This is a genomic window from Alteribacillus sp. YIM 98480 (assembly GCF_009765375.1).
Lineage (GTDB): Bacteria > Bacillota > Bacilli > Bacillales > Marinococcaceae > Alteribacillus.
Genome location: NZ_VTOK01000026.1, coordinates 18,923 through 40,014, shown reverse-complemented (window position 1 = coordinate 40,014; position 21,092 = coordinate 18,923). Strand labels below are relative to the sequence as shown.

Below are 21,092 nucleotides of genomic sequence, written 5' to 3'. Positions count from 1 at the left end.
TTTCATTCAATTTTCAAAGGACAACTTGGCGCTGTCTTTCAAAGCGACAAGTAATATCATAACAAGTTACCAAAACAATGTCAACAACTTTTTGTTATTTTTTGTGGTGGGCCTGAGTGGACTTGAACCACCGACCTCACGCTTATCAGGCGTGCGCTCTGACCAACTGAGCTACAGGCCCAAGTTATTTCTTTTTTACATTGAAGCATAAAAAAAGAACTGTTGCTCCATATTTAATTATAGAAGAAATAAAATGGAGCGGGTGATGGGAATCGAACCCACGACATCAGCTTGGAAGGCTGAGGTTTTACCACTAAACTACACCCGCGTGTAATGGTCGGGAAGACAGGATTCGAACCTGCGGCCCCTTGGTCCCAAACCAAGTGCTCTGCCAAGCTGAGCTACTTCCCGTTTATTTAATAACTGACATTTATCAATTCTTTTGTTGTTAATTCAATAGGAACTAATTATCTATTATACTACTTAATATCCTGATTTGCAATAATGAATTTAGATGTTTTAAAATGGCGCGCCCGAGAGGAGTCGAACCCCTAACCTTCTGATCCGTAGTCAGACGCTCTATCCAATTGAGCTACGGGCGCATATTTAATGGTGCGGTCGAGAGGACTTGAACCTCCACGGGATTAACTCCCACTAGGCCCTCAACCTAGCGCGTCTGCCATTCCGCCACGACCGCGCAGACCAATTGTTTTTAAAATAAAATGGTGCGGGTGGAGGGACTTGAACCCCCACGTCAGAGACACTAGATCCTAAGTCTAGCGCGTCTGCCAATTCCGCCACACCCGCATGTTGATGGCTGGGCCAGCTGGATTCGAACCAGCGCATCACGGAATCAAAATCCGTTGCCTTACCGCTTGGCTATGGCCCATCAATATTTGTTGTTATTTTATTATAAGTGGCGGGCCTGACGGGAATCGAACCCGCGATCTCCTGCGTGACAGGCAGGCATGTTAACCGCTACACCACAGGCCCTTTTTTGAATAATAATCTGCGAATCTCTTCGTCAGCTGCTCTCGTTCTGTCAGTCACGTACTTTTGTACGCTCCTTCCTTCTCTCCTTTGCTTCCTCGACCTTCTTGATTCTTATTCAAAAAGGCGATTGCTTCAAAGGCGAATCTCTTCGTCAGCTGCTGTCGTTCAGTCAGCCACGTACTTTTGTACGCTTCTGTTTCAAAAGAAAGAATTATTGCGTTAAGACCATTGTTATCAATGGAAGTGGTGGAGGGTGACGGGATCGAACCGCCGACCCCCTGCTTGTAAGGCAGATGCTCTCCCAGCTGAGCTAACCCTCCGTATTGGTGACCCGTAGGGGATTCGAACCCCTGTTACCGCCGTGAAAGGGCGGTGTCTTAACCACTTGACCAACGGGCCGATTTAATCATGGCGGAGAAGGAGGGATTTGAACCCTCGCGCCGCTTACACGACCTACTCCCTTAGCAGGGGAGCCCCTTCAGCCACTTGGGTACTTCTCCTAATGGCTCCACAGGCAGGATTCGAACCTGCGACCGATCGGTTAACAGCCGATAGCTCTACCACTGAGCTACTGTGGAATATTTTTAATAAGTATTTTTTGTTTTTTTCTGCTGTTTTTCAGCGACAATGTATATTGTAACGAATCATCAATGGCGTGTCAACAAGTTTTTTCTTTTTTTTTGACGCGTTTATCCGTTGTTTGTGGTGTGTCGTCTCAAGCGACTTTTATAATGTAACACAGGCTGCAAAAAATGGTCAAGCGGTTTTTTATATTTTTTTTATTTCTCCCTTACATTTTCCACACACGTACTTAGATGTATCCATTTTTCGGTATCTGCTATACTGCGTGCCACAAGCCATACACTGATAAAAGTGGACTTTTTTATTTCTATTTTTCGTTCCTGGGATTCCCTGACAATGTCTTGCTCCGCCGACTTTCTTTAACAATTGTTTAAAGTCTTGATCCCGGTGCTTATATCCTTTTCCTTCAATATGTAAATGGTAATGGCAAAGTTCATGTTTGATTATTGAAATCAGTTCTTTTTTTCCAAACCATTCGTAATGTTTAGGATTGATCTCAATATTATGGGAAGTTAATAAATAACGCCCTCCTGTTGTTCGTAAGCGTTTATTAAACCACGCTTCATGCTTAAAAGGCTTCCCGAAAAACGTTTGCGAAATTTCTTTTGTAAGCTGGTTCAATTCCTTGTCCTGCATTTCTAAACTTGCCCCTTTTTTTGTAAACTCTGACAAACTGTAAAGCATATACTAATGTTACCAAACGATATATTTTTTCGCTTGAATTTTATAAACCATACAGGAGGTTATGCGGAATGCCTGGCTGGTTCATGCGGCAGCTCGAAAAAGCATTTCTTGAAAAAAACCGTCAGGAGATCCGGGTACTCAACCAATGCTGGTTCGATTACCAATTAAAACAAAAAAAAGCTGGCCGTTAAACATTTCCCGGCCAGTTTTTTTATACGTTAAGACAAAGATGTGAGTAACGATATATCATCGAAAGAATGAAATACATTAATTTTCATAAAAGACTAAAGCCTGCCGCCATTTGAACTTGGGGCAAGCCAATTTTGTCTAAAATTACGTTGTTTGTTTTTCCGGTTGAATCATCGTTAACGCAATTCTTCCTTTTTTTACATCTACCTCATCTACCCATACATTTACTACATCACCAACAGCAACTTCTTCCATTGGATGTTTGATAAAACGTGATGCCAATTTAGAAATATGCACAAGTCCGTCTTGTTTAACACCTATGTCGATAAATGCTCCAAAATCAACAACATTTCTAACCGTTCCTTGAAGTTCCATTCCCTTTTCCAAGTCCTCCATTTTCATGATTCCTTTTTTTAGAACTGGAAGTGGTAATTTGTCTCTCGGATCTCTATTCGGCCGTTTTAAATCTTCCACAATGTCTCGAAGAGTCGGCACCCCTACATTTAGTTTTTCGGCAGTATCTTCTATATTTATTTTATCTAACTTTTCTGTAATGGATGGGTCACCTGCTTCATTTGCTTGGGCACCAATTATGTTTAAAAGCTTTAGTGCTGCATCGTAACTTTCCGGATGAATTGCGGTTCGATCTAATGGTTCTTTGCCGTCAGGAATTCGCAAAAATCCTGCTGCCTGCTCATACGTTTTTGCTCCTAGTCGCGGAACTTTTTGTAGTTCTTTACGCGAATAAAACATTCCTTGTTCATCTCTTGCTTTTATGATGTTATTTGCTACTGCTTTTGATAATCCAGCTACATACTGCAGCAAGCTTGACGACGCACTGTTTACATTAACCCCCACTTGGTTAACTGCTGTTTCTACTACAAATCTCAATGAATCATTTAGTTTCGATTGAGATACATCGTGTTGATACTGCCCTACCCCCACTGATTTTGGATCAATTTTCACCAGCTCAGCTAATGGATCTTGAAGGCGCCTTGCAATAGAAACAGCACTTCTTTCTTCAACTTCTAAATCGGGAAATTCTTCACGTCCCAAAGTCGATGCAGAATACACACTTGCTCCCGCTTCACTTATAATAAGATATGAAACGTCTTCTTTAAGCTCAGGAATGACTTCCGCTATAAATTCTTCTGTTTCTCTAGACGCTGTTCCATTTCCTATCACGATTATTTTAATCGGGTATTTTTCCAGCAGCTTTTTTATTAAAGCTTTTGATTTTTCTACCTCTTTTTTTGGAGGTACTGGATACATCACGTCTGTATCGAGTAATTTTCCTGTTTCGTTAATAACAGCAAGCTTACAGCCTGTACGGTAAGCAGGGTCTACCCCAAGAACGACTTTCCCCTTAACAGGAGGCTGCAGCAACAGATTCCTAAGGTTTTCGGAAAAAATATGAATAGCCTGTTCCTCCGCTTTTTCTGTTAATTCCTTGCGAAGTTCCCTTTCGATAGCTGGAGCAACCAATCGTTTATATGCGTCTTCATATGATTCTTCTAAGTAAGCTACTGATGGAGAACCAAACCGTTTAATAACATGCTTTTCAAGGAAGGAATGTATTGCATCTTCTTTTGTTTGGATTGAAACTTTTAGTATACCTTCTTTTTCTCCGCGATTCATCGCAAGAACTCGGTGAGAAGGAACGTTTTTAAGCGGTTCTTCATATTCATAATACATTTCATAAATGCCTTGAGTATCTTCTTGATTTTTTTTCTTTACAGATGATATATATCCGTTTTGAAATGTCATTGTTCTAATTTTCTTTCTAACATCCGGGTCGTCTGCTATCCATTCAGCAATAATATCCATTGCACCTTGCAAGGCCTGATCCTTCGTCTCAACCTCTTTTTCTTCTGACACATAGCTGTTCGCTTCTGCTTCCATGTCTCCCTCTCGAGGCTGAGAAAAAATATGGGAGGCCAGCGGTTCCAACCCTTTTTCTTTGGCTGTTGTTGCCCTTGTTCTTCGTTTTTGACGATACGGCCGGTACAAATCTTCTACTTCTTGTAATTTATTTGCAGACTCAATTGATAGGGCTAACGATTCTGTCAATTTTCCCTGCTCATCAATCAGACGCAGTACTTCTTGTTTTCTTACATTCAATTGTTTTCCATATTCCCAAGACTCCTGAACAGCTCGAATTTGTACTTCATCAGCACCACCGCTTTGTTCTTTTCTGTACCTTGCAATAAACGGAACGGTATTTCCTTCCTCGAGCAAATGTATAATATTTTTAACTGATCTCGTTTTTAATTTTAGATCTTTTGTTATATTTTCGATGAGAATTTCTTCATTCTTAGCTTTTACTTCCATCACACAACGAACTCCTTTTTGTATTTTTTATGTATCGCACAAATCAGTTTGCATAAATTTCTTTTTACTATATCATACGCACATTTCTAAGACAGGCTCAACTATTAGAAGATATTAGGAAAACTTGGCTTGCCGCCAAATACCAAATGGCAGAAGCCGTAATTATGCTTATACAAAATAAAATAAGAGCCTCTGATACGGGCTCTTACGTGATAAAACCAGCTATTATTGTTGTGTCATCATCATAATTTTTAGCTTTTTTTGACAAGTGTTGTATAGAGCATTCAGGAGACCTGGATGTTTTAATCCATTGCTGGTCGGCCTGCGAAATCTTAATGCCATCCGAATGTAATAAAAATTGAAAACCTTTGCGAAATGGAAAATGAGCTAATCTGTACTGAAATTTACGGCCTGACATATATCCTGGTGCGGGAATCGGACGAGAAGCTTCTCCCTTCTCAGAGATCAAATAAGTTCCTATATTGCCAATGTTTCCGTATACTATTTCGTTTGCAGAAAAATAGGCTTTTAGTATGGTGATTACTACCCCTCGTTCTTGCATTAAAGCCCGATTGCATTTCTCTAACATACTGGGCACGTTCTCCTGGTGAAATTGTTCAATAATATCCATTGCCTTTTTCGCGGAACGATACGCTCCTTCACCGCTTCCTAAACCATCTGCCAATGCGCAGATAAAATAATCATCCGTTTCAACAGTAACATAAGCGTCCCCGCATCTATAATTTCCCTTTTTCCCCTGTTGAAAAGCTGCAATATCAACTTTGGAATGTGTTTTATTTTCAATCATTTAAAGACACTCCGATGGCTCCACTCTTATAGATTCCCGTAATTTCTGCAAAGCTCTGCGCTGCAAGCGGGATACATGCATTTGAGATATACCCAGCTTGTCACCTGTTTCCTTCTGACTTAAATTGTCAAAATAAGTGCATTGCAATATTTCTTTTTCTCGATCTGTTAAAATACCGAATGCTTTTTCTAATAGCATGTGCTGATCCGTTTTTTCATATCCTTCTTCTGTGGCCCCAACTAGGTCAAGAAGTGTAACAGCGCTGCCTTCTTGGTCTGCTTCAATAGACCGATCAACAGAAAGAGCTTGGTAACTTTTACCCATTTCCATTGTCTCTAAAACTTCTTCTTCACTTACTTCCAAATAAGAAGCAATTTCTTCTACTTGAGGGGAACGCTGAAGTTCATTTGTCAGCTCTTCAACTGCTTTTTTTATACGGGGGCCTAATTCTTTTATACGCCTGGGGACATGAACACTCCACGTTTTATCTCTTATAAATCTTTTTATTTCCCCAACTATAGTAGGCACTGCAAATGATTCAAAGCTGCGTTTAAAGGAGTCATCAAACCTTCTTAAAGCAGCCAGCAGACCAATCATACCCACTTGGTATAAGTCATCATCATGATCTTGTCCCCTTGAAAACTTTCGTGCCAAAGACTGCACCAACGGCTCGTAATGTTTTACTAACTTCGTTTGAATATCTTCTGTAGGATCTTGCTGGAATTGTTTTATCCATTCATATACCTGGCTCTCTTCCTTATTGCTTTTGTGCGTTTGTTGGTGCTGGGACTCCATTGGCATTCTGCTCCACCTCATCTCTTTGCAGAAACTTTGTCATCACAATTGCAACGCCAGATTCTCTGTTGATTTCCACTTTGTCCATCAGAGAATCAATAAGAAAAAGTCCTAGCCCCCCTTCTTCTAGCTCTCCTATCGGCTTTTTCCCATCTATTGGGCCAAGCCCCTTTTTCAAGTCATCAAAATTAAAACTTTGTCCGTTATCTGAAACAACAATTTCTATTTTGTCTTTGAAAACACTGCACCCCAAAGCCATCAAACCATTTTGTTTATATGCGTGATCTACCACATTGGTGCATGCTTCAGCGACTGCAATTTTCAAATCTTCAATATCATCATAGGAATAACCGACCCGGTTAGCAACCCCCGAGACGGTTAACCTTACGACCCCCACGTATTCTGCTTTTGCAGGCAGTTTCATTTCAATATAATCTACGGCCTTATCACTCATCACTTGGCCTCCTCTCTTTCTTCATCGATGTCCATCACTTCATCTAATCCTGTAATAGAGAACAACCGTTTCACCCGGGAATTCAAACCGATAAGCTTGAGTGTAGTATTATTGCTGTTCGAAGATTTTAATGCTCCGATAAAAATACCTAATCCAGTACTGTCTATATAATCAACTCCTGACAAATCAACGACGACATTTGTTCCGTCTTTCTCGGTTAAAGGAAGCAGAGCCTCCCTTAATTGAGGAGCTGTATAGGCATCAATCTCGCCGCCCACGTAAAGAATATTACTGTTGTCTTTTTCTTCTTCTGTTCGGATGTCAAGATTCATTTTAATGCCTCCTATGCAAACATTATCTTGAGTTGAATTACATATTTTAGAAAACTTGGCCTTCCGCCAAATATTAGTGCCTAACTTGCCCTTATAAGGGTTGAAACCTATTTTTTAACCGTGGTAAGAAAAGCGCAAGCGCCCTGGTCAGCCGCGACAGGTTCTGGAGCTTTCGCGCAGGGTCGCCTGCGGCCCGGAGTCGAAAGGGAAGACATAAGACGTTCAGCTCATTTTAATGAACTTCTACTAAGATCGCACACGTCCTGTGTGCAACGTAGAAGTCACCACATCGTGTGGAAGTACGTCCTGTGACAACGCTGAACTGGCTTGCACAGGAGGTGTTGACTTTTGCGTTGCGACAGTACGTCGCGGTTTTAGCAGAAGTTCCTCTTTATCGTGTGCGGCTGGGCGCTGAAGCTAGACATCAAAAACGCCAAATATTTATAATTTCTTACCTTTTTAAAAAAGAAGACGGCCCGGGGCCGCTTCGTTTTTTTATTATTGATTCATTGTTTGTACTTTCCCAATTAAGTATAAACTTAAACCTTTCTTCTCAAAATAATTAAGGAAAAATCATCACGCAGTTGAAAACCCTGAAGTTTTTCCAATTGGTAGAAGACATTATTAACTATTTCTTGGGCAGGTAAATGCTTATACTGATGAATAAACCGAGTAAGTTCTTCCCTTTCAATAAAACCCTCATCCGTCCGGCATTCCGTTACGCCATCAGAAAGCAGCACAATAAAATCTCCCGGTTCAACTTTTTTATGGTATTCTCGAAAAGTCGTATCCCTTGTAATACCAAGAACCAATCCTTTTGCATATAGTTCTTCAAAGCTGTCTGTCTTATAATTATAATAAAAACCAGGCTCATGTCCTGCTCCTGAATAATAAAAATGATGGACACGCGGATCATACGAGCCATACATCATCGTTATAAACATATTAGAAGCCACATTTTGTTCGACCACACGGTTAAGGTTTTCTAAAAGAGCGCCTGGCTGAAGCCTTTGTTCCGGCAGACTATCCATCGCATATTTGATCATAGACATGCATAATGCAGCCGGTACCCCTTTACCTATGATGTCAGCGATCGCCACACCTATACAATTATTTTCATCTTTAACAAAATGGTAATAATCTCCGCTCATTTTTGAAGCAGGCACACTAATCACACCAACATCAAGGGAGTCTACACTCGGAATTTCTTTAGGCAAAAATGTCTGCTGCATATTCGCCGCCACATTTATCTCCGTTTCTAACTCTTTTTGTTTATCTCTTAGGCTTTGATGTTCCCTATAAGCCATCCCATATCCCATCATTACTTCTAAAAGAAACTCAAAGGAATCCCGTGCCCCTTGGGGAAGATCCGGAAAGAATTTTTCTATTGCATCTAGGTGAAGACTGACTACTTCTTCCGGAGAAATTTGATTTTCAAGTACTTTTTTACTAAATTGTTGTGCGTGATATAGGCCTATTTCATTTTTTTCTTGTAAATATGTTTGTAATATTTTAGCATATTGTTCTTGCATTAAGCTAAAAGAATCCGCCAATCTTCAACCTCCTTTAGCTGTTCCATTTTATCGTCGTTATCTCCGTACCTTCACCTGCAACAGAATCGATATCAAACTCGTCCATCAGTCTTTTTACTCCTGGCAGTCCTGCTCCTAAACCACCTGAAGTCGTAAAACCATCCTCCATTACCTGGCGAATGTTTTTAATACCAGGACCTTTATCTTTAGCGGTTATTTTTATTCCATGTTTAACACCAGTCGAATGTATTTCTTCGACAGCCTCAATAATTATTTCACCTTTTTCAGCGTACAGGTAAATGTTTCTTGCCAGCTCCGAGATGGCAGTTGTTATTCTAGCTTGATCTACACTGCTAAAACCTATTTCTTTTGCTAAATTTCTTCCAGCTTGACGAGCAGAAACGATTCCCCATTCCGTACGGACTTCAACATTGGATTGGACACTCATATTTTATCCCTCCAATTCCTGTTGAAGTTTATCCAGACCTTGTTCTAGATCAAGAGCAGTAGGCACCTCGTCAAGCATAATCCCCATATCAATTAAGGTGATAGCAACAGCAGGCTGAATACCCGTCAGAACAACTTTTGCTCCCATTAAATTGGACATTTCTACTACGTCTCCTAATACCTTTGCTATGAAAGAATCAATCATTTCTACGGATGTAAGATCAATGACCACTCCGGAAGAGCCTTCTTGATGAATTTTATTTAAAAGATCTTCTTGAAACTGAAGGGCCGTTTGATCGTCTAATTCTACTTGCACGGATATTAATAAATAATCATGTAGTTTTAATATTGGAATGCGCACACTATTACCCTCCGATCTATTTACTGCTTTTATCTAAATTCGTCACTAGAGATTTTTACGATTTTCCGCTGGGTCAATTCCAGTCCTGTTTCGATTCCCTTTCGAAGGGTGCTTCTTGTTGGGAACTTACCAAGGTCAATGCCTAGATTCACAATGGTTTGGGCAATTTCGGGGCGAATGCCTACAAGAATACACTCAGCACCAACCAGCCTGACCGCTTCTGATGCTTGAATAATATGATGAGCAACCATTGTATCTACTACAGGAACACCCGTAATATCAATTAAAACAACTTGAGATCGGTGTTCGATAATGCCTTCAAGCAGATTTTCCATAATAAGCTTTGCTCTTTCCGTATCGATGGTCCCAATAAGAGGCATTACGCTAATCTTCTCAAATACAGGAATTAACGGGGCCGACAGTTCTTTTAATGCCAGCTTTTGAAGATGAAGCGTATTTTCCCATGAACCTGAATACTCATCTACGAGTTGGTTAATAATGCCATCGATCCAGCTTTCTACTTCATAAAACGTTTCGAAAACTTTTTTTGAATTAATAGTTTCTTGGGAGGTCATTGTTTCAAGCAGCACTCGACGAAAAGCCTGCATCCCTTGAGTAAAGAAACTGAGCGGCCATCCGGTATGAATGAAACGTTCTACAAACTGACGAAGTTTCTCTTTAGCTTCGCTCTGTTCTAATTCCAGTGTATCTATAATTAAATGGACGAATTCTACATTTGTTTCATTATACATTTCTGAAGGTAAACTGCGGCTAAATTCATTATCACTGAAATGTTGAATTTCTTCTTTCCAGCGGTCAATGATTTCCTGACGTTGACTATAAATCATTTCTATAATGGATGGCTGCATAAACAATTCCTCCAAAGACTATTTATGTTTTTTAAACAAGTAGTTTAAAAGATTTTAAAATGGTTAAAAATATATACACATACTTGTTTATATTATTTCACGTCTTCCATTTAGGCGCAAACAAATCATATAATAATAAATTTTTTTTTACTTTTTCTCATACTCCACCTTAGAGACAAAAATCAGCCTGCTAATAAACGTTAGAAAAACTCGGCTTGCCGCCGAGTCCTTATGGCGGAAGTCGTAGTTTTTCTTATACTTTGTTCCTTTAACGAAGTTATACTTTCCTAAAGTACCAACAAAACAGCGCTGAAATCAGCTCTTTTTGTACAGTAAGGAAATCTGTAAACCAGCAATAACTTTTAATATCTGACGTTAAAAAAAGCTGCTACATGTAAGCAGCAACTTTTTCAGCCCGTATTTCATTTAGTAGAAAGCATTAAATAAAATAGAAATAATAGCACGGAAGGATATAATTGAGACGAACTGATGTTCAACTTCTAGGGGAAAGACCGATTACACTCCGCTTACAAGTCTGTTATCAAGTGAATGTTCTGCTTCTTCTTCTGCGAGAAAAGATTCTGCGGCTATATGCAAATTGATGCTGGCCATTTCCATATAACCCTGCTGCATAGATTCACGGACTCTCTTTTTTTGGCGCTCTTTAAGATAAAATTCTGTAGCTTGATGGATAAAGTCGTTACGGTCCACTTCATCATTTTCAATTATTCCGTCTAGTTCACGCAGTAAATACTCGGGAAGACTGACATTAATTTGCTTTGTGCTCTTCTGAGACACTCCACACACCTCCAGCATACGCCTTACTGTCTCTGTTCATTTTATTTAATCATAGCATTTCGTTATCCATTTTGCAAAGTACGTTTAAGAGGAATTTTTAAACCATTTCTTGTAACCTATTAGAAAAGGGCAAGTACCCTGGTTATCCATGACAGGTTTTTGCAAAACATGGGACGTATTTGCGTTTCCACACAGGTCGCGGGCGTACTTAGAAGACAGTCCCATTCTCGGCAGGTGCGCGCCAGCCAGCAGAATTCCCAATTAAAAATAACTGGGTTTGATTTGTTTTTAAGATATCAGCCGCCTACATAAATACGGGGTACTCTTTTACTAATCATACACGGTATTTCATAAGTAATCGTGTGAAGCCGATTTGCTGCTTCTAAAACAGTTATGGACTCATTGTCTTGTTCACCAATTAACGAAACCCTCGTGCCAATTGGAGTATATTCCGGAAGTTTAATCATCATTTGATCCATGCATATCCTCCCCACAATCGGTGCTCTTTGGCCATTAACCAATACTTCCCCTCCATAGGTTGAATGGTATCTATACCAGCCATCAGCGTAACCAATGGGGATGGTTGCTATCCATTCTTCATCTGTAGTTGTGTACGTTGCTCCGTAGCTAATACTTTCGCCAGGTGACAGTTTTTTTATTTGAACGATACGGCTGTGCAGCGAAAAAGCCTGTTTTAAAGGGAAGGGAATTTCATCTAAAATTTCTTCTGAAGGAGTCAGTCCATACATTGATATTCCAAAACGAAACATATTAAAACACTTATCAGGAAAACGAAGGCCTGCAGCACTGTTTCCGCAATGAATATAGGAAAGTTCCCCGATGTTGTCTGCTGTGGCATCCAGCATAATAAGAAATCGATCATATTGTTTTTGAAAATAAGAAGAATTTTTTTCATCCGCAGTGGCAAAATGTGTAAAAAGGCCTTCCGCTTCTATTTTTTCACAACTTTTTAGCTCATTTGCAAACAAAACCAAATCTTCTTTTTTAACAATCCCTATCCGCCCCATGCCTGTATCTACTTTAATATGAATGTGCAGCTTGTTTTTTGAAGATAAATGCTTCTCTGCTTCAACCAGCCAGTCCTTTTGAAATACTGTTAAACGAATATCGTGATCAGCTGCGAACTGCGAATCTTCCGGGCGGGTTCGCCCTAAAACTAGAATAGGGGCTTCTATTCCTGCCTCTCTGAGCTCAACTGCTTCTTCTAAAAGAGCAACACCTAAAAACGCTGCCCCAGCTTGAAGTGCGGCTTCTGCCGTTTTTACGGCACCATGCCCATACCCATCAGCTTTCACAACTGCCATTACATGCATCTTCTGCTTAAAATGTGCTTTTGTTTTTTCTACATTTGACTTAATATGATTTAGATTAACCTCTGCCCATGTATCTCTAAATGATGTTTGTTTAAAAGCCATCCTATCTTCTCCTATGCTGTCATATCCTGCTATTTTCTATTCGTTATTGTAGCACAAAAGAAAACCTCAAAAGAGAGTTGATTCTTTTGAGGTACATAAATTTTTATTTGAGGTTTTGTCCAGAATAATCCATCGAGCGTGCAATTGCCATCATTTCTTCTTGACTTAAGTCATTAGAAGCAAGCAAGTATTCTACACCATTATGATGCCACGTGAGTGAATCTTCGGTTTGCGCTCCTACTGTAAAACCTAAGTCAACAGGCTGTCCCGCACCTACATCCACATTCGCAGCTGCCTGCAAGGCTTGCTCTGAACGTTCCACAATGGTAAAGGACTGATCTCCACTATAGGATAGCACAACTTTTTGTCCCGTATCAGTCATTGATTCTTCCGTATCTTCTAAAGAAGAGCCTTGTGGTTGATATGATGGATACACAACTTCAAAAGAATTATTTTCTTGATTTTCGTTATCATCTTCTTCTGCAGATGCAGGAATTTCATCTTCTATGGCAGCGGCTGTCATATTTTTATCTGTATCAAAGTCATTGTCATCAAAAGAGGCATTTTGATCAAACTCTGTAAACTCTACAGAAACTAGTAATTTATAATCAGCATCATAAATTTTAACAGTACGAGGTTCTAACGATTTAGCATCTAGTACAATTTCCTGATGGTGAAGGTTTTTGTTTTGATAGTTCGTTTTTGTTTCAAATACGTAGGTACCTTCATGAATAGCGAAAGTACGTTCAGCATCCATCAATATATCAGAGATAAGGGATTCATAAAGGTAAACTTGGCTATTGTTATTAGGCCAGTCACTTTGAAAGCGAAAACTTTTATTAAGAGCTGGCGTTAATACGAACACTCCATCATCATTTCTAATAATCATTTGATTTTGTTCTTCGTTATCATTTTTTAAATGTACTTTGTAATATTTATTTTTTTCATTCTGCATGTGCCAAATGTCTACATTATAGGTGCGGGCTTCCTCACCAGTTTCTAGAGTCATTGATGCTTTCCCTTTGTATCCATCCATATCTTGAAGTTTTTTGTCAAGGTCCTGAACAACTTCCTCTTGCGACTTTTCACCGCACGCTGTAATTAATCCAAGCAGCGCGATAAACATAACAATTAACAGAAATAGTCTGCGCACGTTATCATTTCTCCTTTGTCCTTGAGATAACGACAAAGGAGGGAACCTTTACAAAGAAGAAACTATGGTACGAAATGCAAGCGGCAGGTGATGAATCAAATCAGACGACGCCATTGAAGCAGAAGTATATTTCTGTTGCACAGCTACATCAGATGTCAGCCCATGGACGTATACTGCATTGCAAAGAGATGAAGATATAGACTCGTTTTGCAAAAGCATCCCTAATGCTATCCCGGTTAAAATATCACCCGTCCCGCCTCTTGCCAATGCTTCATTACCCGTTTGGTTTATATATTGTTCTCCCTGAGGGGTAGTGACAATAGTATACGGACCTTTTAGTATGAGATAACAACCATATTGTTGTGCATAGTGGCGGGATATTTCGAAACGCCGTTTATTAACTTCACTAGCTGAAAATCCAGTGAGGCGGCCCATCTCTCCAGGATGCGGGGATAAAATGAGCGGTTCCTGACGTTGTTTCATTTCTTGAGCCAATTCTGGCAAATAATATAGAGCATCTGCATCTAGCAGAAGAGGTGTTTCCACTTCTGAAATCAACTTTCGAACGAGGTTTTTAATGCCTTTTTCTCTGCCAAGTCCGGGTCCTGCTGCTACCGCATCGTAATTCTCAAATGAGAAATCTTTACCTATAAGCTCCCCGGCAATCCCCCCGTCTTTTTCAGGCAGCAGTAAAAACATTGTTTCTGGTACATTATTGGAAACTATAGAAAGGATACTAGATGGAAGCGCAGTCGTTAACAACCCAGCTCCGCTGTAAATACAAGCAGATGCTGACATGCTAAGCGCTCCTGGCATTTGTAATGACCCTCCAATAAGCAGACCTTTCCCATGATCCCCTTTATGAGCAGAAATCTTTCGTTCTGGCATTGTTTTTTGAACGTCAGACTTCGTCCACACTTTTCTTGACATATTAACTGATTTCCAAGCGGCATTAGGCAACCCGATTTCCACTACTTTTATTTCTCCGTAATTAGCTCTTGCCGGGAAAAGATATGCACTGCATTTAGGGGATTGCAGCGTAATTGTAATATCCGCTTGTACTGCATTTTTAGGAACTTCTTCTTCTCCCGCCGGTACCCCGCTTGGAATATCAATCGATACGATTTCTCCTGCTGCTTCGTTTATACATGCTGCTGATTCTTTATAAGGAGAACGTAATTCACCAGTTATGCCAGTACCGAGCATAGAATCAATAAATAAATCGTAGTTCTTCTCTAAAAGAGTTTCTGCTGATATCCACCTGTATCCTTCAAAACCGCAGGCTTCAAATAAACGCTTATGGTAGAGGGCCGCTCCTTTCCATTGTTCCTCTTCTGCCAGAAGCCACACATCAACATCTCGTCCTTTTTCTAAAAGAGTCCTCGCTATTACAAAGCCATCACCGCCATTATTCCCTTTACCAACCAGAACTGCGATCTTCTTTTGATCTAAATGAGTATACAGCCTTTCCACTTCTTGGGCCGCAGCTCTGCCGGCATTTTCCATTAACACCTCTTCTTTCATTCCTATTTCTTCAATGGCACAGCGATCCACCTGCCTCATTTCATCACCGGTGACCACTTGCATGGCAGGTCCCTCCTAACCGCAATATATTTCTATGAACAAAACAACTAAGATATGCAAACAAGCCGTAACATGTCCTAAATTCGTCAACTTTCCAAAATGACCTGCGCTGCAGCATATTCTTCACTATGAGTAATAGAAACATGAATTTTCATTTTTGTGCCTTCTTGTTTGATGAAGGGTTTCCCTGATTTATCAGAGTCTACTTCTATATCTTGAAACCCAAATTCCCGAGATATTCCAGTGCCTGCGGCTTTAGCAAACGCTTCTTTTGCCGCATATCGTCCCCCTGCAAATTCAAGCCTTCTTTGGCCTTGATACGCTTTTAATCTGTCCCGCTCTTTAGGGGTAAAAACCCTTTCTTCAAAACGAGTATTTTTATTTAGAAGACGCTCTATTCTTTTTAATTCAACTATATCTAATCCAATGCCATAAATCATTTATCTCTATTTCATCCTTTTTCTAACAGGCTGTCATTAGTCGTTCTCTTTTTCCATATGGTAAAATTATATAGTATCACATGGTCAGGAACAACTCGGTCTTTTTCTGGTTCTGGGTTGTTGCAAAAGGAGAGGGAACATGTTTATAAGAAATGAAACCTTTTATTCTTTCAGAAAAAATTATCCTATTATAAGCGGACTTATCGTTATACATTTTTTGCTTTTTTTATGGATAAACCTATCCCTTTGGACAAATGGATTAATACCACTTGGAAGAACTGTTCTGCAGTGGGGGGTAGGAAATAATGGAGCTGTTGCTGCAGGAGAATATTGGCGTCTTATCACTCCAATTTTTCTTCACCAGGGTACTGGACATGTTTTATTTAACTCATTTTCATTAATTTTATTTGGTCCCGCTTTAGAAAAAATGCTTGGAAAACCAAAATTTATAACTGTTTATTTAGCTACAGGGATATTAGCTAACATAGCAACATTTTTATTAACAGGACCGTTTTATACGCATCTCGGTGCTTCAGGAGCTATTTTCGGTCTTTTCGGCGTTTACCTATATATGGTTATTAATCGCAAAGATTTAATCGATGCAGCTAATGCTCAAATCATTACTGTCATACTGGTCATCGGGGTAATCATGACTTTTATTAATCCTGGGATTAACATCATAGCGCATCTTTTCGGACTTATCGCAGGAGCCGTTATTGCTCCCCTGTTTCTGAAAAAAGCTCGCCCATTTTACATGCACACCTTCGAACCCGCTAAGAATGGAGAAGTTACATTCAACCCGAACCGCTGGAGAAAACGCCGCATAATGCCCACGCGAACCATTTTCCGATTCATTGGCTGGATCTTTCTTTTTCTTGTTATTGCAGGTATAATCTCCAGGCTTTTCTAATTATAATTTGTTTCCACCACGTCCAAAGGGCAGAAGTCACAGCTTTGCTATACTTTGATCCTTTACCGAAATTAAATATTTCTAAAGTATAAGAAAATGTAAGGAGCCCTTTATGTTCTAACAGGCTCCTTTTTATAAAGCATTTTTCGTTTTTGGTTGACGGCTGATCGGTTTTTCCAGATAAAACGAACCACTTCCTCTGAAGTTAAAAATATTTCTTCCGCATCACAATAATCGTTTCCTTTGCCATGAATGGACCATTTATTTCCTGTTTTCATTAACGTCCATTGGCCGCCGCGTTTTTTATCTTGAAACACAAAATAATATTTCCGTCCATACTCATCGTAATCAGCAATTGAATCAAAAGCTTTTAACATTTCATTAATATCATTTTTTCTTTTAATGACTTGATTCATTACATCACCTTATTCTTCCTTAATCTAATCAAGCATTCATTATCAATATATCAGAATATTCTAGCGAATGTTGTAAAATCAAGGAATCGAGGAAGAAAAATTTTTCGACAAAAATAGAACTGCCTTTATTCAAAAAGGATCAGTTCCATTCTACCGTCTGCAATTTTGTTCATGTCACAAATTTTACCTGCTTTTCACTAACAAACTAACCGCTTCTTTAATAGTGTCTTCCGTGTCTTCCCCTCGCTCTATTTGTTGACGGACACACTGTTCAAGATTTTCACTAACCACAACCCCGATTGTACGATCTAGAGCGCTCCTTACAGCCGACATTTGACTAACAATATCCTGGCACTCTTTCCCTTCATCCATCATTTTGAGAACACCGCGAACTTGTCCTTCAATTCGTTTTAATCTATTTTTAACTTGATCATTATAATCCAAGGTGATTCACCCTCCAACATACCTTTTGCTGTATTATACAATAATAAAGTTCTTAAATCATTAGATAAACTCATCTTATCACCAGATCCTAATGCCGGTAATCTGCCATAATATTATTGCTTAATTTTTGATTTGATTGGGAGCAACTGGAACATCTATCGGGGCATTTAGCTTATATCCTTGTGCTTCTCCGAGATTCTCCCCTTCAAAGGATACCCGTTCAAAACCAAAGTCCGCCGCTGCAAAAAGGACAGCTTCCACCATTAATCTTCCATTGTTGTTCTCTGAAAGATGGCTGTCCTTAGAAAAAATCACTCGGGCAAGGTCTTGTTCTTCATGTACCCCTTCTATTGTCATATTTTCCGGTATAGAAGCATCTACACTGCTATTTTCCCCCGTAGATTTCATATGCTCCAGGGTTTCATGAAAGGTTAATAATTCACCGTTCTCATTCGTGGAAGAAATATTGGCTCCGCTGCCGCTAACGAGAAAAGACCTGTTTTCATTTGTATATACATAATATCCCCGATTTTCCTGATCTATTTTATAGCGGTCTAAAACACCATAGTTTCCTAATTCAATACCCTCGGTACCATTCTGCTCAAGAATAACTTCGGTTTCCCCTAAATAACGCATACTTTCTTCTAAACTTCTCACAATCATTTCACTTTCGTTGCTGCTTGCTTCCGATAGATCTTCTTCAAATTCTACTTCTAAAGGTGATTCCTCTTCTTCCGCATAATCCCAATCTATATGTTGGAGAGCAGAAGGATCTAAGCCAACGTCTTCACCTGTATATTCTTCCGTTAATTCTTCAAACGCTTCAAGCGCCTCCTGATTTTCACTAATCACAAAAGTTAAAGGAACAATAACGGAAGTCTCGACATCTTGAAGCGGAATCGTTACAGCTTTTTCTCCCTGCTCTATATCATTTTCTGTCAACGCAGTAACATAATTGTCATATATGGGATCCTCATCTTCAACGTCTACTGCCGGTTCTTCATGTATTTGTGTCTCTTCAACAGACTCTTCTTCCTGTTCGGAAATCGTAATATCACTTTCTTCCTGTTCCGAGCGTGCTGGTTTTTCCACATTATTATCCGCATCTTCTTCTTGTTCCGTGATGTTTTCTGTACTGTTTTCCCCGGCTTGGCGCTTCTCTATAGAATTTGAATCTTCATCGGCAGTAAATTGCTTCGGAGTGGATATCATATTAGGTAAAAGAACCAATAGCAATAGGAATGCTGCAGCAGTTGTTAGTGTTGGAATAACCCATTTCCTTGGCCGCCTTTTATTAGCGCGGTTGTCCGTTTTCTTTACTATATTTTGATATACTTCTTCCTTTGTCCGGTTATCGCGTATCTGCGGTAATTGTTGAAGTTTTTGTTTTATCTGTTCATCCGATGAACGAGAATAACGTTTTGTCACTGTTCTGCCCTCCTTTCTGTTACTTCCTTATTTTGTACGAGAATATCTTTTAATTTTTTAACAGCACGGTGCTGGGTTGTTTTGACCTTACTTTCAGACCAGCCTAATATTTCAGCTGCTTCTTTTATAGAAAGTGCTTCGACATAGCGAAGCACTAGGACTTGGCGCTGGTCGGGAGTACAATCTTCCATTGCTTCATACACGATTTTTACTTCATCTTTTGTTGAAACAATTTCATCCGGTAAAGGAGACGGATCCCTTATATCCTCTTTAGAAAGCGGCCCAATCAACCCTAGCCATTTTCTCTTTTTTCGATTCTGCTTCCGAATCCAGTCAATTCCTACGTGACGTGCTATAGAATACAGCCATGTTTTTTCACTGCTTTTCCCTTCAAATGTCTGAAAGGAGTGGAATACTTTAATATAAACTTCCTGAACGAGTTCTTCAGCTGCCTCTTTATCTCTAACCATATAAAATAAATATTGAAAAAGAGAGTGGTGATAGTTTTCATATAACCGTTCAAATTCATCTTGCACGATTAACACTCCCATACTTTTAGTCGTTCATTCTTTCGAATGTGTTACAAATTCACGGATCTAATTTAATATTAATGTATGAAGCCCTATGTAAGGCAAAAAGAAAAGCCCTTACGGTGAAACCGTCGAGCTTTCCATAGATTTTAAAAGATTAACGCATACACCCAGTATAGTACTCCATACAAAATGACAAGAGTCACTATAAAAGCCAGCAGTCCTTTGTTCGATAATTTTTTCATCCTATCACCGCCATATCATTACCACCGTATTATATCATTTTTTAATACATCTTCCTTCAAAAAAATATATGAATTTATGTAAAAAGAGTAAAAAAAATCGTGTTCTCCACTGCGAAAACTAGAGTTTGCTAATCCTGTTTTTACTAAAGTACACAAAAATAAAGACACCCCTAAAAGTTTAATACCTTTTGGAGGCGTCTTTATTAAAAAACAATTTCAGAGCTGTTTATTTTCATTATTCAGTTGTTTCATGTTTTAAATACGTTTGTTCATAAATGTGTTCAATATCTTCATCAGTCATTGCAGATAAGTATTTTTCTTCCGTTCCCTTTACTTTTGAAATAAATGACACCATATTTTTCCGCTCTCTTCTTTTCATTTCCAATGCACCCTTTCTGTATTACTACAGTTTAATAATTTAAATGTATTATATAACAGATATTTGTTTTCGTCAACGGTATTTTTCAGAAAAATTTTATTTTTTATATTCTTATTGGAAGTAAGAAAGATAGAGGAAGAAAGCCCTTTGACAACTTTTTCTACTTTTTCTACACTTTTTGTAACTGTTTTTTTCTACATAGCGACTATCAAGGTAGACTGATTCAATAGAAAGGGGCAAATCATGAAACGTCTATTATACTTTGTACTTATCGCTCTAATAAGCTTTGGGGTACTTGCAGCTTGCGGACAAGGACAAGAAACTGAAGAAGAGTTAGAAACGGGGGCCGGCACCGAAGAAGACAATGATGAATCGGAAGAAGAGGAAGAAGAGGAAGAAGAACAGGAAGAGGCAGTTGAAGACAACCAAGACGAAAAGGATGAATCCACGGTAGAAGAAACAGAAGAAGTAAATGAAAATGAAGAAACAAATGCTTCAGAAGAAACTATCACTGAAACGGTAACATTGTACTTTTCAGATGAGCAGCTGCTTGAAACATATAAAGAGCAGCAAGAAGTAGAAGCAGACTCTGAAGAAGATATTCCGGCAGCCGCTCTTCAAGCATGGATAAATGGACCAGAGCACGAGGAACTAGCTGCTCCTTTTGAAGGAGAAGAGGTACAGGTTCAATCGGTAGAGGTGCAAGACGGTACAGCAGAAGTTTCTTTTTCGGAATCTTTGTTGAATGTTAATGCAGGATCAAGTGCTGAAATGGCAATTACTGAACAAATTGCTTTAATTATGGAGCAGTTTGGTTATGAGGAAACGAAAATTCTTATTGAGGGAGAAGAGGAATCTTCTTTATTCGGTCATATGGACAGTACAGAACCCATTTCTGCTGATAACCCTGATGATTATGAAGCAATAGAATAAACTGAGTTATGATAAAGAG

24 protein-coding genes and 12 tRNA genes are annotated in these 21,092 nt (G+C 39.3%); 4 read left to right on the top strand and 32 right to left on the bottom strand.

Features of this window, described 5'->3' with window-relative positions; all coding sequences use genetic code 11:
* Window positions 1-104 precede the first annotated feature (104 nt).
* The 13 genes from FZF09_RS21560 to FZF09_RS21500 form a co-directional block, all read right to left on the bottom strand.
* Window positions 105-181, bottom strand: a tRNA-Ile gene (locus tag FZF09_RS21560).
* 73 nt (window positions 182-254) lie between these two features.
* Window positions 255-328, bottom strand: a tRNA-Gly gene (locus tag FZF09_RS21555).
* A 6-nt stretch (window positions 329-334) separates the two neighbouring features.
* Window positions 335-411 (bottom strand) — tRNA-Pro (locus tag FZF09_RS21550).
* A gap of 114 nt (window positions 412-525) precedes the next feature.
* A tRNA-Arg gene (locus tag FZF09_RS21545) sits at window positions 526-602 on the bottom strand.
* An 8-nt stretch (window positions 603-610) separates the two neighbouring features.
* Window positions 611-697, bottom strand: a tRNA-Leu gene (locus FZF09_RS21540).
* Window positions 698-723: 26 nt separating this feature from the next.
* Window positions 724-807: transfer RNA gene (locus FZF09_RS21535), tRNA-Leu, on the bottom strand.
* 7 nt (window positions 808-814) lie between these two features.
* A tRNA-Gln gene (locus FZF09_RS21530) sits at window positions 815-889 on the bottom strand.
* 28 nt (window positions 890-917) lie between these two features.
* Window positions 918-993, bottom strand: a tRNA-Asp gene (locus FZF09_RS21525).
* 244 nt (window positions 994-1,237) lie between these two features.
* Window positions 1,238-1,313 (bottom strand) — tRNA-Val (locus tag FZF09_RS21520).
* 4 nt (window positions 1,314-1,317) lie between these two features.
* Window positions 1,318-1,392 (bottom strand) — tRNA-Glu (locus FZF09_RS21515).
* Window positions 1,393-1,402: 10 nt separating this feature from the next.
* A tRNA-Ser gene (locus tag FZF09_RS21510) sits at window positions 1,403-1,493 on the bottom strand.
* Between the two features lie 3 nt (window positions 1,494-1,496).
* Window positions 1,497-1,571, bottom strand: a tRNA-Asn gene (locus tag FZF09_RS21505).
* 190 nt (window positions 1,572-1,761) lie between these two features.
* Complete coding sequence (locus FZF09_RS21500; protein WP_158738600.1) at window positions 1,762-2,211, bottom strand: SprT family protein; 450 nt, start codon at window positions 2,209-2,211, stop codon at window positions 1,762-1,764.
* 116 nt (window positions 2,212-2,327) lie between these two features.
* Here FZF09_RS21500 and cmpA point away from each other — a divergent pair, with 116 nt between their 5' ends.
* Window positions 2,328-2,450 carry a cortex morphogenetic protein CmpA gene (cmpA, locus tag FZF09_RS21495; RefSeq protein WP_091584796.1) on the top strand — a complete coding sequence of 41 codons (123 nt, stop codon included), beginning with the start codon at window positions 2,328-2,330 and terminating at the stop codon, window positions 2,448-2,450.
* A 142-nt stretch (window positions 2,451-2,592) separates the two neighbouring features.
* Here the strand turns inward: cmpA and FZF09_RS21490 are convergent, their stop codons facing one another.
* The 5 genes from FZF09_RS21490 to FZF09_RS21470 all read right to left on the bottom strand — a co-directional run bounded on the left by FZF09_RS21490 (window position 2,593) and on the right by FZF09_RS21470 (window position 7,168).
* A complete protein-coding gene (locus FZF09_RS21490) occupies window positions 2,593-4,779 on the bottom strand; it encodes a Tex family protein (RefSeq protein ID WP_158738603.1) in 2,187 nt (728 codons plus the stop codon).
* Window positions 4,780-4,984: 205 nt separating this feature from the next.
* Entirely contained in the window at window positions 4,985-5,587 is a 603-nt protein-coding gene (locus FZF09_RS21485) for a PP2C family serine/threonine-protein phosphatase (protein WP_158738599.1), read from the bottom strand.
* Window positions 5,588-6,388 (bottom strand): RNA polymerase sigma factor SigB, encoded by an 801-nt coding sequence (gene sigB, locus FZF09_RS21480; protein WP_158738598.1) that lies wholly within the window; start codon window positions 6,386-6,388, stop codon window positions 5,588-5,590.
* Window positions 6,345-6,836: an anti-sigma B factor RsbW gene (rsbW, locus tag FZF09_RS21475; protein ID WP_158738597.1), complete on the bottom strand. Its 492-nt coding sequence runs from the start codon at window positions 6,834-6,836 to the stop codon at window positions 6,345-6,347. The genes sigB and rsbW overlap by 44 nt, the downstream gene beginning before the upstream one ends.
* Entirely contained in the window at window positions 6,836-7,168 is a 333-nt protein-coding gene (locus FZF09_RS21470; protein WP_158738596.1) for an STAS domain-containing protein, read from the bottom strand. Before FZF09_RS21470 ends, rsbW begins: the two co-directional genes overlap by 1 nt.
* 293 nt (window positions 7,169-7,461) lie before the next feature.
* Here FZF09_RS21470 and FZF09_RS21465 point away from each other — a divergent pair, with 293 nt between their 5' ends.
* The gene (locus FZF09_RS21465) at window positions 7,462-7,734 is read left to right on the top strand and encodes a hypothetical protein (protein WP_158738595.1); all 273 of its coding nucleotides are present in this window, start codon (window positions 7,462-7,464) and stop codon (window positions 7,732-7,734) included.
* Here FZF09_RS21465 and FZF09_RS21460 read toward each other — a convergent pair.
* The 9 genes from FZF09_RS21460 to acpS all read right to left on the bottom strand — a co-directional run bounded on the left by FZF09_RS21460 (window position 7,708) and on the right by acpS (window position 15,788).
* On the bottom strand, window positions 7,708-8,721 hold the full coding sequence (locus FZF09_RS21460; protein ID WP_304503078.1) for a PP2C family protein-serine/threonine phosphatase: 1,014 nt from the start codon (window positions 8,719-8,721) through the stop codon (window positions 7,708-7,710). The two genes, FZF09_RS21465 and FZF09_RS21460, sit on opposite strands and share 27 nt — an antisense overlap.
* A 13-nt stretch (window positions 8,722-8,734) precedes the next feature.
* On the bottom strand, window positions 8,735-9,148 hold the full coding sequence (locus FZF09_RS21455; RefSeq protein WP_158738594.1) for an anti-sigma regulatory factor: 414 nt from the start codon (window positions 9,146-9,148) through the stop codon (window positions 8,735-8,737).
* A gap of 3 nt (window positions 9,149-9,151) precedes the next feature.
* Complete coding sequence (locus FZF09_RS21450) at window positions 9,152-9,508, bottom strand: STAS domain-containing protein (RefSeq protein WP_091273721.1); 357 nt, start codon at window positions 9,506-9,508, stop codon at window positions 9,152-9,154.
* A gap of 29 nt (window positions 9,509-9,537) precedes the next feature.
* Window positions 9,538-10,377 (bottom strand): RsbT co-antagonist protein RsbRA, encoded by an 840-nt coding sequence (locus tag FZF09_RS21445; RefSeq protein WP_158738593.1) that lies wholly within the window; start codon window positions 10,375-10,377, stop codon window positions 9,538-9,540.
* A 516-nt stretch (window positions 10,378-10,893) separates the two neighbouring features.
* The gene (locus FZF09_RS21440; RefSeq protein ID WP_091584780.1) at window positions 10,894-11,175 is read right to left on the bottom strand and encodes an antitoxin; all 282 of its coding nucleotides are present in this window, start codon (window positions 11,173-11,175) and stop codon (window positions 10,894-10,896) included.
* A gap of 296 nt (window positions 11,176-11,471) precedes the next feature.
* Entirely contained in the window at window positions 11,472-12,611 is a 1,140-nt protein-coding gene (gene alr, locus FZF09_RS21435) for an alanine racemase (RefSeq protein WP_158738592.1), read from the bottom strand.
* Window positions 12,612-12,714: 103 nt separating this feature from the next.
* Window positions 12,715-13,764, bottom strand: a complete 1,050-nt coding sequence (locus FZF09_RS21430; protein WP_158738591.1) for a LolA family protein — start codon at window positions 13,762-13,764, stop codon at window positions 12,715-12,717.
* 48 nt (window positions 13,765-13,812) lie between these two features.
* Window positions 13,813-15,351: an NAD(P)H-hydrate dehydratase gene (locus tag FZF09_RS21425; RefSeq protein ID WP_158738590.1), complete on the bottom strand. Its 1,539-nt coding sequence runs from the start codon at window positions 15,349-15,351 to the stop codon at window positions 13,813-13,815.
* A gap of 83 nt (window positions 15,352-15,434) precedes the next feature.
* A complete protein-coding gene (gene acpS, locus FZF09_RS21420) occupies window positions 15,435-15,788 on the bottom strand; it encodes a holo-ACP synthase (protein ID WP_158738589.1) in 354 nt (117 codons plus the stop codon).
* 139 nt (window positions 15,789-15,927) lie between these two features.
* Here acpS and FZF09_RS21415 point away from each other — a divergent pair, with 139 nt between their 5' ends.
* Window positions 15,928-16,698 carry a rhomboid family intramembrane serine protease gene (locus tag FZF09_RS21415; protein ID WP_158738588.1) on the top strand — a complete coding sequence of 257 codons (771 nt, stop codon included), beginning with the start codon at window positions 15,928-15,930 and terminating at the stop codon, window positions 16,696-16,698.
* A 110-nt stretch (window positions 16,699-16,808) separates the two neighbouring features.
* On the opposite strand, the gene FZF09_RS21410 is transcribed toward FZF09_RS21415, so the two are convergent.
* From FZF09_RS21410 to FZF09_RS21390, 5 genes are all read right to left on the bottom strand, one after another.
* Window positions 16,809-17,114: a hypothetical protein gene (locus FZF09_RS21410; RefSeq protein ID WP_158738587.1), complete on the bottom strand. Its 306-nt coding sequence runs from the start codon at window positions 17,112-17,114 to the stop codon at window positions 16,809-16,811.
* Between the two features lie 183 nt (window positions 17,115-17,297).
* Window positions 17,298-17,558, bottom strand: coding sequence for a metal-sensitive transcriptional regulator (locus FZF09_RS21405; RefSeq protein ID WP_158738586.1), 261 nt, complete (start codon window positions 17,556-17,558; stop codon window positions 17,298-17,300).
* Window positions 17,559-17,678: 120 nt separating this feature from the next.
* Window positions 17,679-18,986 carry a hypothetical protein gene (locus tag FZF09_RS21400; RefSeq protein ID WP_158738585.1) on the bottom strand — a complete coding sequence of 436 codons (1,308 nt, stop codon included), beginning with the start codon at window positions 18,984-18,986 and terminating at the stop codon, window positions 17,679-17,681.
* Window positions 18,983-19,522, bottom strand: coding sequence for an RNA polymerase sigma factor SigX (locus FZF09_RS21395; protein ID WP_158738584.1), 540 nt, complete (start codon window positions 19,520-19,522; stop codon window positions 18,983-18,985). The genes FZF09_RS21400 and FZF09_RS21395 overlap by 4 nt, the downstream gene beginning before the upstream one ends.
* A gap of 474 nt (window positions 19,523-19,996) precedes the next feature.
* A complete protein-coding gene (locus FZF09_RS21390; protein WP_158738583.1) occupies window positions 19,997-20,140 on the bottom strand; it encodes a BH0509 family protein in 144 nt (47 codons plus the stop codon).
* Between the two features lie 243 nt (window positions 20,141-20,383).
* Between FZF09_RS21390 and FZF09_RS21385 the strand changes: the two genes are divergently transcribed.
* Entirely contained in the window at window positions 20,384-21,073 is a 690-nt protein-coding gene (locus FZF09_RS21385; RefSeq protein ID WP_158738582.1) for a GerMN domain-containing protein, read from the top strand.
* The last annotated feature ends 19 nt before the right edge of the window (window positions 21,074-21,092 follow it).

What these genes read in the sequence shown, in the direction of transcription:
- FZF09_RS21485 (WP_158738599.1), bottom strand. Translation starts at nt 5,587, where the DNA reads ATGATTGAAAATAAAACACATTCCAAAGTTGATATTGCAGCTTTTCAA.
- FZF09_RS21415 (WP_158738588.1), top strand. Translation starts at nt 15,928, where the DNA reads ATGTTTATAAGAAATGAAACCTTTTATTCTTTCAGAAAAAATTATCCT.
- FZF09_RS21410 (WP_158738587.1), bottom strand. Translation starts at nt 17,114, where the DNA reads ATGAATCAAGTCATTAAAAGAAAAAATGATATTAATGAAATGTTAAAA.
- alr (WP_158738592.1), bottom strand. Translation starts at nt 12,611, where the DNA reads ATGGCTTTTAAACAAACATCATTTAGAGATACATGGGCAGAGGTTAAT.
- FZF09_RS21455 (WP_158738594.1), bottom strand. Translation starts at nt 9,148, where the DNA reads ATGAGTGTCCAATCCAATGTTGAAGTCCGTACGGAATGGGGAATCGTT.
- cmpA (WP_091584796.1), top strand. Translation starts at nt 2,328, where the DNA reads ATGCCTGGCTGGTTCATGCGGCAGCTCGAAAAAGCATTTCTTGAAAAA.
- rsbW (WP_158738597.1), bottom strand. Translation starts at nt 6,836, where the DNA reads ATGAGTGATAAGGCCGTAGATTATATTGAAATGAAACTGCCTGCAAAA.
- FZF09_RS21470 (WP_158738596.1), bottom strand. Translation starts at nt 7,168, where the DNA reads ATGAATCTTGACATCCGAACAGAAGAAGAAAAAGACAACAGTAATATT.
- FZF09_RS21490 (WP_158738603.1), bottom strand. Translation starts at nt 4,779, where the DNA reads ATGGAAGTAAAAGCTAAGAATGAAGAAATTCTCATCGAAAATATAACA.
- FZF09_RS21385 (WP_158738582.1), top strand. Translation starts at nt 20,384, where the DNA reads ATGAAACGTCTATTATACTTTGTACTTATCGCTCTAATAAGCTTTGGG.
- FZF09_RS21445 (WP_158738593.1), bottom strand. Translation starts at nt 10,377, where the DNA reads ATGCAGCCATCCATTATAGAAATGATTTATAGTCAACGTCAGGAAATC.
- FZF09_RS21425 (WP_158738590.1), bottom strand. Translation starts at nt 15,351, where the DNA reads ATGCAAGTGGTCACCGGTGATGAAATGAGGCAGGTGGATCGCTGTGCC.
- sigB (WP_158738598.1), bottom strand. Translation starts at nt 6,388, where the DNA reads ATGCCAATGGAGTCCCAGCACCAACAAACGCACAAAAGCAATAAGGAA.
- acpS (WP_158738589.1), bottom strand. Translation starts at nt 15,788, where the DNA reads ATGATTTATGGCATTGGATTAGATATAGTTGAATTAAAAAGAATAGAG.
- FZF09_RS21390 (WP_158738583.1), bottom strand. Translation starts at nt 20,140, where the DNA reads ATGAAAAGAAGAGAGCGGAAAAATATGGTGTCATTTATTTCAAAAGTA.
- FZF09_RS21500 (WP_158738600.1), bottom strand. Translation starts at nt 2,211, where the DNA reads ATGCAGGACAAGGAATTGAACCAGCTTACAAAAGAAATTTCGCAAACG.